General features: G+C 41.7%; 12 protein-coding genes. 6 read left to right on the top strand and 6 right to left on the bottom strand.

The window, feature by feature from the left end:
* The first annotated feature begins 122 nt into the window (after window positions 1-122).
* The 6 genes from lplA to OU683_RS05495 all read left to right on the top strand — a co-directional run bounded on the left by lplA (window position 123) and on the right by OU683_RS05495 (window position 5022).
* Window positions 123-1103 carry a lipoate--protein ligase gene (gene lplA / locus OU683_RS05520; protein ID WP_268136049.1) on the top strand — a complete coding sequence of 327 codons (981 nt, stop codon included), beginning with the start codon at window positions 123-125 and terminating at the stop codon, window positions 1101-1103.
* A gap of 27 nt (window positions 1104-1130) precedes the next feature.
* The gene (locus tag OU683_RS05515; protein ID WP_268136047.1) at window positions 1131-2234 is read left to right on the top strand and encodes a CNNM domain-containing protein; all 1104 of its coding nucleotides are present in this window, start codon (window positions 1131-1133) and stop codon (window positions 2232-2234) included.
* Complete coding sequence (locus OU683_RS05510) at window positions 2215-2691, top strand: methylated-DNA--[protein]-cysteine S-methyltransferase (RefSeq protein WP_268136045.1); 477 nt, start codon at window positions 2215-2217, stop codon at window positions 2689-2691. Before OU683_RS05515 ends, OU683_RS05510 begins: the two co-directional genes overlap by 20 nt.
* Window positions 2688-3872, top strand: a complete 1185-nt coding sequence (locus OU683_RS05505) for a serine hydrolase domain-containing protein (protein ID WP_268136043.1) — start codon at window positions 2688-2690, stop codon at window positions 3870-3872. The genes OU683_RS05510 and OU683_RS05505 overlap by 4 nt, the downstream gene beginning before the upstream one ends.
* Complete coding sequence (locus OU683_RS05500) at window positions 3826-4548, top strand: 3'-5' exonuclease (protein WP_268136041.1); 723 nt, start codon at window positions 3826-3828, stop codon at window positions 4546-4548. The genes OU683_RS05505 and OU683_RS05500 overlap by 47 nt, the downstream gene beginning before the upstream one ends.
* 111 nt (window positions 4549-4659) lie before the next feature.
* Window positions 4660-5022 carry a DUF6616 family protein gene (locus OU683_RS05495; protein WP_268136039.1) on the top strand — a complete coding sequence of 121 codons (363 nt, stop codon included), beginning with the start codon at window positions 4660-4662 and terminating at the stop codon, window positions 5020-5022.
* A gap of 119 nt (window positions 5023-5141) precedes the next feature.
* Here OU683_RS05495 and OU683_RS05490 read toward each other — a convergent pair whose 3' ends face one another.
* The 6 genes from OU683_RS05490 to trhO all read right to left on the bottom strand — a co-directional run bounded on the left by OU683_RS05490 (window position 5142) and on the right by trhO (window position 11808).
* On the bottom strand, window positions 5142-5795 hold the full coding sequence (locus OU683_RS05490; protein WP_268136037.1) for a CoA transferase subunit B: 654 nt from the start codon (window positions 5793-5795) through the stop codon (window positions 5142-5144).
* A 71-nt stretch (window positions 5796-5866) separates the two neighbouring features.
* On the bottom strand, window positions 5867-6574 hold the full coding sequence (locus tag OU683_RS05485) for a CoA transferase subunit A (RefSeq protein ID WP_268136035.1): 708 nt from the start codon (window positions 6572-6574) through the stop codon (window positions 5867-5869).
* 97 nt (window positions 6575-6671) lie between these two features.
* Window positions 6672-9011, bottom strand: coding sequence for a penicillin-binding protein 1A (locus tag OU683_RS05480; protein ID WP_268136033.1), 2340 nt, complete (start codon window positions 9009-9011; stop codon window positions 6672-6674).
* Between the two features lie 6 nt (window positions 9012-9017).
* A complete protein-coding gene (locus tag OU683_RS05475) occupies window positions 9018-9512 on the bottom strand; it encodes a gliding motility lipoprotein GldH (protein WP_268136031.1) in 495 nt (164 codons plus the stop codon).
* On the bottom strand, window positions 9505-10659 hold the full coding sequence (locus tag OU683_RS05470; protein ID WP_268136029.1) for a PSP1 domain-containing protein: 1155 nt from the start codon (window positions 10657-10659) through the stop codon (window positions 9505-9507). Before OU683_RS05470 ends, OU683_RS05475 begins: the two co-directional genes overlap by 8 nt.
* Window positions 10660-10776: 117 nt before the next feature.
* The gene (gene trhO, locus OU683_RS05465; protein ID WP_268136027.1) at window positions 10777-11808 is read right to left on the bottom strand and encodes an oxygen-dependent tRNA uridine(34) hydroxylase TrhO; all 1032 of its coding nucleotides are present in this window, start codon (window positions 11806-11808) and stop codon (window positions 10777-10779) included.
* Window positions 11809-12152 lie beyond the last annotated feature (344 nt).

The raw sequence follows: 12152 nt of genomic DNA, 5'->3' as shown, positions 1-12152 counted from the left end.
TTTTAAACAGGAGCATTTTTTAATTTTTTTTAAAGTTTACTATTCGAAAAATGCAGAATTAATTCTCTTTTGTGAAGTTTCCGTTCTAGCTTTATTATTTTTGAGAGAAATAGAACCATAACATGCTTTGCATTAAACATCATTCGACAGACCCTTACTTCAATATTGCTACAGATGAATATATCTTTAAGCACATGAAAGAAGATTGTTTCATGCTGTGGCGTAATGATAACGCGATCATTGTAGGCAAACATCAAAATACGCAGGCCGAGATCAACTACGAATACGTGAAGGAAAGAGGAATTAAGGTTGTAAGGCGATTATCTGGCGGTGGTGCTGTTTACCACGACCTGGGAAATCTCAACTTTTCTTTTACCCGCACAGGAGAAAACTATGAAATGATCGACTTTCAACGCTATACCAAACCTATTATTGAAGTGCTGAAGGAACTCGGGGTGGATGCAAAATTTGAAGGCCGCAATGATCTTACCATCGAGGGAAAGAAATTTTCGGGAAATGCAGAGCACGTATTTAAGAACAAGGTGCTTCATCACGGTACGCTTTTATTTTCTTCAGAAATGAAAGATGTTAGCGGCGCGCTCAAGATAAATCCTTTAAAGTACAAGGATCGCGGTGTAAAATCTGTGCCTAACCGGGTGACGAATATAAGCGACCATCTCCCCGAAAAAATAACCCTTGATGAATTCACCAATAAGATCATGGATTATGTTATTAATAAATTTGAGGATGCACGCCCGTATGAATTTACAGACGAGGATCTTGCTGCAATTCAGAAAATAAGGGATGAAAAGTACAGTACCTGGGAATGGAATTTTGGCTATTCACCAGAGTATAATTTTACCCAGGGCGCCCGCACTCCCGGCGGAACTTTGGAAATGAATATGAACGTCATTCACGGTATCATCCAGGAGGTGAGGATCACAGGGGATTTTTTTCACATTAGGGATATTGGCCCTATCGAGCAGGCGCTCAAGGATACCAAACACCAAGAAGATGAAATTAGAAACAAATTATCTCAGTTTAATTTCGATGAATATTTTAGCAAGATCACCAAAGATGACCTGGTAGCAATCATGTTCTAGTTTCTATTATTAACTTAAAAATTTTGAATGGAATTACTCATTTTATACGCCGTACTGGCCATTTTCTTTTCTTTTATGTGCTCCATCATGGAGGCTGCATTTCTTAGTTTTACCCCCTCCTACCTAAAGATCAAGCTTAGAGAAGGTAAAACTTACGCCCACACCCTTACTAAATTTAAGCAGGATGTGGACAAGCCTTTGATCGCGATCCTTACGATCAACACTATTGCCCATACCGTAGGTGCCATTTTAGTAGGAGTACAGGCCGAAAAAGTTTACGGTGACGGTGGGAATGCCGTTGGAATTGTTTCGGCAATTATGACCATGGCAATTTTAATTATTTCTGAAATAATTCCGAAGACAATAGGAGCCACTTACTGGAAATCTCTCGGGGGCTTTACGGCTACTTCATTAAAAGCATTTGTTTTTCCGCTGAAGTATACAGGGATGTTATGGCTAATGATGCTTACAACAAAGCTAATCGGGAAATCGGCCCATGTGAGTTCCATGAGCCGGGAAGAATTCATGGCAATAACTGATGTTGCTGAAGAAGAGGGAGTTTTTGAAGAACAGGAAACGACAGTGATAAGAAATATGCTGCTCTTCAAAAAGGTCAAGGCCAAAGATGTAATGACTCCATTTTCTGTGGCGGTGACCGAGGACGAAGACACCAGCATAGAACAATTTCATCGCGAGCACCGTAATCTTAAATTTTCCCGGATCCCGGTTTACCACAAGAAGCATAATAACATTACAGGATTCGTTCTAAAGGATGATATCCTTGAAGAAATGCTAGATCAAAAAGGCCCCGAACCCCTCAAGATTCTTAAGAGGGAAATCCCAATGACTGCTGAAGAAACTCCGATTCCGCAACTTTTTGAACGTTTTATTCGAGAAAGAACGCACCTGGCCATGGTAGTTGATCACTATGGTAACACAATAGGTCTTGTTACCATGGAAGACATCATCGAAACCCTTATGGGGCTGGAGATCATGGATGAAAGCGACAGCGTTGAAGACATGCAGGTGCTGGCACGTCAAAACTGGGAAAAAAGGGCGAAAAGGCTGGGTCTCCTCAAACAGGACCAGCCTAAAGATACAGAAAGTAAAGATGAACAAAGCCCTTCTTAAAACCCCCCTTGGAAATGCCATTTTGGAAGGTGATTCTAAAGGGATTTCTAAACTTACTTTAACTGAAGAAGCTTCTGAACACCTTGAATTGCAGGCGCCCGAACTTCAGGAGGCAATAGATCAATTACAGCAGTATTTTTCGGGAAAGCTGAAGGAATTCAGCCTAAAGCTGAATCCGCAGGGTACAGATTTTCAGAAAAAAGTTTGGCAGGCACTGCTCACAATTCCTTACGGTCGAACAACTTCCTATATGGACCTGGCAAAGGAGCTGGGAGACCCCCTTGCAATACGTGCAGTGGCTGCTGCCAACGGAAAGAATCCACTGTGGATATTTATTCCCTGTCACAGAGTAATTGGAAGTGATGGTTCCCTTACCGGTTACGCAGGAGGTTTATGGCGAAAAAGGTGGCTGCTGGAACATGAGCAACCCGCAAAACAACAAAGTCTGTTCATATGAGAGGTTTAAAAAAGGGCATTTTTTCCATCCTTTTGTTTTCGGTACTTTTTGTAGGAGCTGCTTTTTTGTTTGAATTCGATTATATTTTTAAAGGAATCCAATCCAGCTATCTTCAAGGCCATCTTAGCGCTCATATAGACGACTACAAGTTCTTCGACAACCGAAAGATCGAAGCAGGAAATCCACAGCCCTGGCCACGGCATAAGAACTACAACACATTCTCACTTTCAGAAGGATTACAGAAAAAGAATGAGGAAGCAGGAACAGTAGCTTTCCTCATAATAAAAAATGACAGCATCCTGCATGAAAGTTATTCTAAAGAATATGGTCCATATTCACATACCAATTCCTTTTCAATGGCAAAAAGCCTGGTAGCAGCCCTACTGGGAAAAGCCATTTTTGAAGGGCATGTGAAAAGCCTGGATCAGCCTGTGGCAGATTTTTTTCCGCAGTTTGATGAAAGACTTACGCTGCACCACCTCGTCTCCATGTCCTCGGGTCTAAACTGGGATGAAAGCTATTATAATCCTTTCTCGATGACCATCCAGGCCTATCTTGATGACGATATTAGGGAAATGATCCTGGATTTAAAATTAGTAGAAGAGCCGGGGGAAAAATTTAAATATTTGAGTGGAAACACACAGTTGCTGGCAATGGTCCTGGAAAAAGCCACAGGTAATAATGTATCAGAATATTTGAGCAATAGCTACTGGAAACCTATGGGCATGGAAAATTACGCTCTTTGGCAGCTGGACAGTGAGGAAAGCGGCATGGAAAAGGCTTTTTGTTGCATATCATCCAATGCTCGGGACTTCGCTCGCTTTGGAAAGCTTTACAATGACTTCGGCAAATGGGAAGGAGAACAACTTCTGGATTCGGCTTATGTGGCAGCATCAATTAGGCCACAGCTGGAGGATTATCCGCATTATGGATTGGGAATCTGGCTGGAGGAATTTATGGGACAGGAAGTGTTTTACCTCCGCGGAATTCTGGGACAATATGTGATTGTACTTCCGAAGAAGGATCTCATCATTGTACGCCTGGGGCATGAAGGCGGCGAAGTTCCCGAAGACAAAGAACACCCGAACGATTTTTATTTTTATCTTGAGGAGGTGTTAAATACTCTTCAAGCAAATGATCAAGAAAATCTCACTCCGCAATCTACTGTTCCTCGATATTGAAACAGTTCCTGAAAATGCCACATTTGCCCAGCTTTCTGAAGAAAAACAGAAGCTATGGGAATCCAAATCAAAATATCAGCGTAAAGAAGAATTCACTCCCGAAGAATTCTACGATCGCGCCGGAATATGGGCAGAATTTGGGAAGATCGTATGTATTTCTGTAGGGTATTTTGCTCTTCAGGGAGAGAAGAGGACGTTTAGAACCACCACGTTTTGCGGGGAAGAAAAGGAGCTACTATCATCTTTTAAGGATCTTCTGGAAAGCCACTTTGGAAAGCCTCAGCACCTGCTGTGCGCACATAACGGGAAGGAGTTTGATTTTCCTTATATCGCCAGGAGAATGCTCATACATAACATCGAGTTGCCTAACAAATTAAATCTCTTTGGAAAAAGGCCTTGGGAAGTACCTCATCTTGACACTCTGGAGTTGTGGAAATTCGGGGATTACAAACATTTTACCTCTCTCAAGCTGTTGTGCAATGTTCTGGGGATTCCTTCTCCCAAGGAAGACATTGACGGCAGCCAGGTGTGTAAAGTTTATTATGAGGAAGAAGACGTGGATAGAATAGTGTCTTACTGCGAAAGGGATGTGGTAGCCATTGCCCAGGTGGTCCTTAGATTAAGACAGGAACCGCTGCTTGAGGAGAGTGAGATCATGCATATTGAGATTCCTTAAGGAACTGTTATTTATCCGGCTGCGTTACAAACTTTTAGTATATTTAAGAGAGAGAGTTCAAAAATGACATTTTTGAGGTTCTTGAATTTTGTATAATTAAAACAGCCAATTATGTATTTATATGTGGAACAATGGAATGTAACTAAGGAATGGATGGATCTTTCTAAAGAAGATCGTCGTGCATATATGAACAAAGTAAGTGATGCTATAAATGATATGAGCCGCGGCGGAGTAGAGAATCTTGGTTGGGCCATGAATGATGAGCACACGCCATACCGAAGCGATTACCGCTACATGGCTTTATGGAAATTACCAAATGAGGAAGCAGTAGAAAAATTCGAACACGGAATTGAAGAGGCAGGCTGGCACAAGTATTTTTCGCAGGTAAATTCCCGCGGAAAGTTGTTACCCCTGCATGAAGCCATAGATTTTCTTGTGAATCTTGAAAAACATTCGACCTCTATATTGGATTAATCCTGAAATATTACGAATTGAAATTGACCTGCAAGGTCTCCTTTTGACCTTGTAGGTCTGAAGCACATTTTTTTTACAAAGAAGACCTACAAGGTTTTAAAAACCCTGCAGGTCTTTTATTATAAATTCATTTCCGGGATTTCACCTTCCACAATTAAAGTTCCTTCGGTAGCTTCTTTAATTTGCTCTACACTTACTCCCGGGGCTCTTTCCAGAAGCTTAAAACCTTTATCTGTTACTTCGAGCACAGCAAGATTGGTTACTATCTTGGTCACACAACCTACTCCTGTAAGCGGAAGAGTACATTTTTTAAGAAGTTTGGACTCTCCTTCACGATTGGTGTGCATCATTGCCACAATAATATTTTCGGCGCTGGCAACAAGATCCATCGCACCGCCCATACCTTTCACCATTTTCCCGGGAATTTTCCAGTTGGCAATGTCTCCATTTTCGGCCACTTCCATAGCGCCCAGGATGGTAAGATCTACATGCTGACCTCTAATCATTCCAAAGCTCATAGCCGAATCAAAAAAGCTGGCTCCGGGTAAAGCCGTGATGGTTTGTTTCCCTGCGTTAATAAGATCGGGATCCTCTTCTCCCTCGAATGGGAAAGGCCCCATTCCAAGAATTCCGTTTTCACTCTGGAATTCTACCTCTATATCATCCCGCACGAAATTGGCAACCAAAGTTGGAATACCTATTCCCAGGTTGACGTAGTAACCGTCCTTTACCTCTTGTGCAATGCGTTTTGCGATTCCGTTTTTATCTAACATTTTTTTAATTTGATGATTGGTGAATTTGAAAATTTGAAGATGAAATTTTTCTCCAAAACTCCTGAAGAGGCTTAAACGCTTTCCTTCTTTCTAACAGTTCTTTGTTCGATTCGTTTCTCATAATCCTTCCCCTGGAAAATTCTCTGAACGAAAATTCCCGGAATGTGGATTTGATTTGGATCCAGTTCACCCGGTTCTACCAGTTCCTCCACTTCGGCTACTGTAATTGTCGCCGCACCGCACATCACCGGATTAAAGTTTCTTGCGGTCCCCTTAAAAATGAGATTTCCGGCCTTGTCTCCTTTCCACGCTTTTACAAAAGCAAAATCTGCTTTATAGGCTTCCTCGAGAACGTACATCTTTCCGTCGAATTCTCGAGTTTCTTTTCCAACAGCTACTTCAGTACCGTAACCTGCCGGGGTGTAGATCGCAGGAAAGCCCTGTTGTGCTGCCTGGCATTTGGCTGCGAGAGTGCCCTGGGGAGTAAGTTCTACCTCCAGTTCCCCGCTAAGCATTTGGCGCTCAAATTCGGCATTCTCACCTACATAGGAAGACACCATTTTATCGATCTGCTTCTTTTGGAGTAACAGCCCGAGTCCAAAATCGTCCACTCCGGCGTTATTGGATATACAGGTAAGATTTTTCAGGTTGAGACGAACCAGTTCAGAAATGGCATTTTCGGGTATCCCGCTAAGGCCAAAACCTCCAAGCATGAAGGTCATTCCATCATGAACGCCGTTAAGGGCTTCAGAAACATCCTTTACAGTTTTATTGATCATTGTTGGTAGTTTTATTCCGAAATATATAAAAAATTAAGGGTCCTTTGCAATACAAAGGACCCTTTACTAAATAATTCGGAAGAATTTTATTTTATTTTCAGAAATCGAGTTCGTCTGGCAGGCGATCTACATCATCCTCATCCCCACGTCCAAACTCCTGACAATCGGTCTGGATTGTCACCACTTCGGGCCGCGGAAAAGCTCCTTTAGCGATATTTAAGTCTTTATCGTTATAAACCTTCTTCATATAGATTCCCCAGATTGGCAGAGCCATTGCTGCTCCTTGTCCGTACCTGATGGAACCAAAGTGCACAGCCCTGTCTTCGGCTCCTACCCATACTCCGGTAGAGAGATTTGGCACCATTCCAATGAACCACCCATCACTTTGATTTTGGGTTGTTCCTGTTTTCCCTGCAATAGGAATTTCTTCCCTATGGAAATTATAAGGATATCCCGTAACCACATTTTTGTAGTATGGGTCATTCACAGCCCAGTCGCCTCTCAATCTTGTTCCCGAACCGTACTGCGTAACCCCTTCAAGAAGGTTGAGGGTAACGTAAGCAGCTTCTTTACTTAAAACATCCCGGGTTTCGGGCACGTGCTGGTAGAGAATAGTTCCATTCTTGTCTTCGATCCTTGTCACAATTACCGGCTTCACATAAACTCCTTCATTGACAAAAGTGCTGTAGGCCGAAACCATCTCGAATACGCTCAGGTCTGCCGTACCAAGTGCAATTGAAGGAACTTCAGGAATATTTTTAGTGTCAATACCTAGTTTTCCTACAAGATCAATTACAGGCTTGGGGCCAGTACGATCAATGAGCCTGGCAGTTACAGTGTTGATAGATTCTGCCAAACCTCTCTTAAGACTAACCATTCCTACGTAATCATCATCTTTGCCCCCGCTGTTTTTTGGCGTCCAGTCATTTTGATTCCCGTGCTTACCTGCTTCTATGGTATGAAGGCTTTTTGGTAATGTATCGCAAGGTGACAGGTGCAACTGGTCAATTGCGGTGGCATAAACAAAAGGCTTAAATGTTGATCCTACCTGTCTTTTTCCCTGTTTTACATGGTCGTATTTAAAGTGCTTAAAGTTAGTTCCTCCCACCCAGGCTTTAACTTCTCCGGTTTGCGGAGTCATAGACATCATCCCGGCCTGGAAGAAAGATTTGTAATAATAGATGGAATCACGGGGAGTCATCGTAGTATCTATATTCCCTTTCCAGGAGAAGATCTCCATTTTGGTTGGGGTATCAAAAGACTTCCTGATCTCATCATTCGATAAACCTTTATCCTTTAAAATTCTCCATCGTTCACTGCGACGCATTGCATCTGTGATAAGTTTATCGATCTCCTCTTCTGAAATATCCCTAAAAGGAGCTGTTTTATTGTTCTTGTTCTGCTTATCAAATTCCTTCTGAAGATTTGCAATATGCATTTGCACTGCCTCTTCGGCATACTCCTGCATGCGGCTGTCGATACTGGTGTAGATCTTTAATCCGTCGCGGTAAATATTATATTCACTTCCATCGGGCTTTGGGTTCTTTTCGATCCAGTCTTTCATGAAGCCCTGCAGGTAAACCCTAAAGTATGTTGCAATACCTTCATCATGCCCTTGTGGTGTAAATTTGATCTTCATTGGAATTTGCTGAAGCGAATCTTTTTCCTCTTCGGTGATGTAGTCGTTCTTTTCCATTTGCCCCAGAACAGTATTTCTTCTCTGCTCAACTAATTCGGGGCGCCGTACTGGATTATAATATGCCGAATTAACCAACATTCCCACCAGAACAGCAGACTCTTCAGGTCTTAGATCTTTTGGTTCTTTATCGAAATAAATTTTCGCAGCCGATCTTACTCCTACCGCCTGATAAATAAAGTCATACTTATTGAGATACATAGTGATGATCTCTTCTTTAGTATACTGTCGTTCCAGCCTGGTCGCAATAATCCATTCTTTGAATTTTTGCAAAACCCGTCCCACGAAGCTTTGAGATACATCCTGGGTAAACAATTGTTTAGCGAGCTGTTGAGAAATAGTACTTGCACCACCTCTTTCTCCCAGAAAAACAGCAGCACGCAAAGTTCCCCGTGCGTCTATTCCCGAGTGTTCGTAAAAACGCTCATCTTCGGTTGCCACAAGGGCTTCTACTAAATGTTGAGGCAGATCGTCGTATTTAACCGGAGTACGGTTTTCATTGTAATACTTTCCAAGGGTCTCTCCATCTGAAGAGAAAATTTCTGTTGCCAGATTCGTTTCAGGATTTTCAAGTTCTTCAAAAGTGGGCATAGTACCGAACACCCCCCAGCTTCCCAGCAAGAAAAGGAGTACAATTGCCGAAATTCCTATTGCAAAAATTGTCCAAAACCAGGATTTATAGCGACTGTAATTTCTTTTTTTATCAGTCTCTTTTTTTGCTTTTTCAGATGTTTTTGCCATCTATTATTATTGTTGTTGTTTAATGTCTTCTATTCTAAAACCCACTTCAGTAATACCTTCAAGATTTTCAATCCCCTGTACACTGTCCCGCTTACGCATGGCCTGCTGTATGTTTACACTATACTCTCCAGGCTCTGTAAACTTCAAATTTTCTTTATACCAAAGCTTACTTTCTTTTACATCACCAAAGCCCGTGCCAAGCCATTCTCCCGTAGGCGCAGCCATCTCATATTGAAGGGTATCGCTCATAACTTTACCATTAGGAAAGTTAAGTTCTGTAATTAAATAAATGTTGCTGAAGTCGTAGTCTGAATTATTCCTGAGATTGATAAACAGGTTATAATTATTGAGGGTATCTGGCGCTTCAAAATTAAATTTCACAATCGAATCCCGATGCCATTCACTGTTGATAGACTCGTATTCATCATAAACCCGGGTTTTGTCACAGGATGCAAAAAGCAAAACTCCCACAAAGAGTATGAAAACAGATACTCTATCCATCCTTTTGAGGTTTTCTCTTTTTGCGTTTGTTCTTTCTCTTTTTCTTCCCTGTTCCTTTAGAATCAAAACGGGTAAGACTATCCTGCCCTACCACATTGTGATAGTCTGGTTTTTCTTCCTGCTGTACCTCTACCGCAAATTCTTCCAGGCTATTTACGGGCTCCTTCTTTTGATTAGCCTTAATAATTGTATTCGCCTGTTCTACAGTAAGCGTATGCCAGTTACTCCAGTCGCCCTCATAGGCATACCACAAAAATCCTTTGAAAATATCTATTTTTTGACACACTGCAGTACCCTTCTTTGTGTACAGCTTTACTTCTGTCTTAGGAAAATCCTTTAGGGCATCCAGGTAAGTATCCAGTTCATAGTTGAGGCAACACTTCAGCTTGCCGCATTGTCCTGCCAGTTTCTGAGGGTTAAGCGAAAGTTGCTGATATCTTGCTGCGGAAGTATTTACGCTTCGGAAATCGGTAAGCCAGGTAGAGCAACACAATTCCCTTCCACAGGAACCAATCCCCCCAAGACGGGAAGCTTCCTGCCTGAAGCCGATCTGCCGCATTTCAATTCGCGTGTTGAATTCTCTTGCAAATTCTTTGATAAGTTGCCTAAAATCAACTCTTTCTTCAGCAGTATAGTAAAAAGTGGCTTTTGAAGCATCTCCCTGGAATTCAATATCGCTTATCTTCATTTGAAGATTAAGGCGAATAGCGATCTCACGGGCGCGGACTTTCATTTTCTCCTCCCGCTCACGCGCTTCCTGCCAAATATCTATATCACGCTGGGTGGCTTTTCGATATATTTTTAGCACTTCGGGGCTGTCCTGTCGCACCTTTTTCTTCTTCATTTGCACGCGCACTAATTCTCCCACCAAAGATATTACGCCCACATCGTGTCCCGGGGAAGCCTCTGTAGCTACCACGTCACCTATACTTAAACTTAAATTTTCTGTATTCTTAAAAAAGTGTTTCCGGCCGTTCTTAAAACGTACTTCCACTATATTAAAGGCTTCCATACCTTGCGGAAGCTCCATATTTGATAACCAGTCGAATACCGAAAGCTTATTACAACCATCGGTCCCGCAGGTCCCATTATTCTTACATCCTTTTGGCTGACCGTCTTTGCCGGTAGCACAACTACTACATCCCATATTATATATATTGAAATTCTGGGCACAGAATATCCCGTTCCCGAATTGTGACGTTATTAAAAACTATTGAGGTAAATATACCATTATTTATGGAACGTGTTCTTGAGTAACTAATTGTCAGTTCTTAAATTTAAGAACCTCAGAACGCCCTTTTTTAAAGATCTTATTGCTGTTTCCCTTGCCTTTTCTCAAGGCTTTTTGCTCTTCATAAGGCAGTGCTGCAATGTCCTTACATTCGGTCGAACAGCAGGTGTTCATTTGCTCCGAACATTCTTCACACTGGATAAACAACAGGTGACATGCCTCGTTGGCACAATTCACATGTACATCACAGGGTTTTCCACATTGATGACAATTAGAAATTACATCTTCACTTATGCGTTCCCCACGCCGATGATCAAAAACAAAATTTTTCCCGAGGAATTTATTCTCCAGGTTCTGGTTTTGTACCTGTCGGGCATATTCAATGATCCCTCCCTCAAGTTGATAAACCTTTTGAAAACCTTTGTGCTTGTAATAGGCACTGGCTTTTTCACAGCGAATTCCGCCGGTACAGTACATTACAAGGTTCTTATCTTCCTTGTGATCTTTAATATCTTCTTCAATAAGGTCAAGACTGTCTCTAAAAGTATCAACATCGGGTGTCATTGCGCCTTTAAAGTGGCCAATTTCACTCTCGTAATGGTTACGCATATCCACCAGGATGGTGTTTGGATCGTCCAAAAGTTCATTAAATGATTTTGCGTCAACGTGCACTCCTTTGTTGGTCACATCAAATGTCTCATCATTGAGACCATCTGCGAGGATCTTATCGCGTACTTTCACCTTCAGCTTAAGAAAAGATTTGATATCGTGTTCTATGGCAATGTTAAGGCGAACATTCTCCAGGAAATAGATCCCGTCAAGAAATTCTTTAAATTTTCCGAAGTTTTTGGCAGGAACAGAAAGTTGAGCGTTGATACCTTCGTGAGCCACGTAGATCCTTCCCAGGACTTCCATTTGGTCCCAGGCGATAAAAAGATGATTTCGGAAAAGGTCTGGATTTCCAATTTTTGCATACTGATAGAAAGAGAGCGTAAGCCGGTCTTCCCCGGCCTCCTCAAGTAGAGCCTCCCTTTCTTTAGCGCTTAATTTATTGTACAGTTGCATGCTATACCAATGATTTAAGGTTAAAGAATTTTGCGCAAAGATAAGGCTTTAAATGAAAAAATGCCCGGATGTCATATCGGGGCATTTTTTTTCGAACGGCTAATTCGTTATTAATACTTTTAATTATTCAACTAAAAATAAGAATAACGTTAGCCACCGTCCATGCGGCAGGTGCAGCTAAGATTAACTACTGCAGAACTGCCGGAAATACATAGAATAATATTCCGTTTTAAAAATTTCATATACAGTTAATAGTTGGTTTACCTAATAGATGCACAAAAGCAGAAAAGGTTGCGTATTAATTTTATGCACTATTAAAAACTTATAGTATTTTAGCAGCAATA

It is taken from the genome of Salinimicrobium sp. TH3, assembly GCF_026676115.1.
Taxonomy (GTDB): Bacteria; Bacteroidota; Bacteroidia; order Flavobacteriales; family Flavobacteriaceae; genus Salinimicrobium.
This window is presented reverse-complemented; position numbering and strand designations above follow the sequence as displayed.

Excerpts from the sequence above, each read along its gene's own strand:
- lplA (WP_268136049.1), top strand. The coding sequence starts at position 123 with ATGCTTTGCATTAAACATCATTCGACAGACCCTTACTTCAATATTGCT.
- OU683_RS05515 (WP_268136047.1), top strand. The coding sequence starts at position 1,131 with ATGGAATTACTCATTTTATACGCCGTACTGGCCATTTTCTTTTCTTTT.
- OU683_RS05510 (WP_268136045.1), top strand. The coding sequence starts at position 2,215 with ATGAACAAAGCCCTTCTTAAAACCCCCCTTGGAAATGCCATTTTGGAA.
- OU683_RS05505 (WP_268136043.1), top strand. The coding sequence starts at position 2,688 with ATGAGAGGTTTAAAAAAGGGCATTTTTTCCATCCTTTTGTTTTCGGTA.
- OU683_RS05500 (WP_268136041.1), top strand. The coding sequence starts at position 3,826 with ATGATCAAGAAAATCTCACTCCGCAATCTACTGTTCCTCGATATTGAA.
- OU683_RS05495 (WP_268136039.1), top strand. The coding sequence starts at position 4,660 with ATGTATTTATATGTGGAACAATGGAATGTAACTAAGGAATGGATGGAT.
- OU683_RS05490 (WP_268136037.1), bottom strand. The coding sequence starts at position 5,795 with ATGTTAGATAAAAACGGAATCGCAAAACGCATTGCACAAGAGGTAAAG.
- OU683_RS05485 (WP_268136035.1), bottom strand. The coding sequence starts at position 6,574 with ATGATCAATAAAACTGTAAAGGATGTTTCTGAAGCCCTTAACGGCGTT.
- OU683_RS05480 (WP_268136033.1), bottom strand. The coding sequence starts at position 9,011 with ATGGCAAAAACATCTGAAAAAGCAAAAAAAGAGACTGATAAAAAAAGA.
- OU683_RS05475 (WP_268136031.1), bottom strand. The coding sequence starts at position 9,512 with ATGGATAGAGTATCTGTTTTCATACTCTTTGTGGGAGTTTTGCTTTTT.
- OU683_RS05470 (WP_268136029.1), bottom strand. The coding sequence starts at position 10,659 with ATGGGATGTAGTAGTTGTGCTACCGGCAAAGACGGTCAGCCAAAAGGA.
- trhO (WP_268136027.1), bottom strand. The coding sequence starts at position 11,808 with ATGCAACTGTACAATAAATTAAGCGCTAAAGAAAGGGAGGCTCTACTT.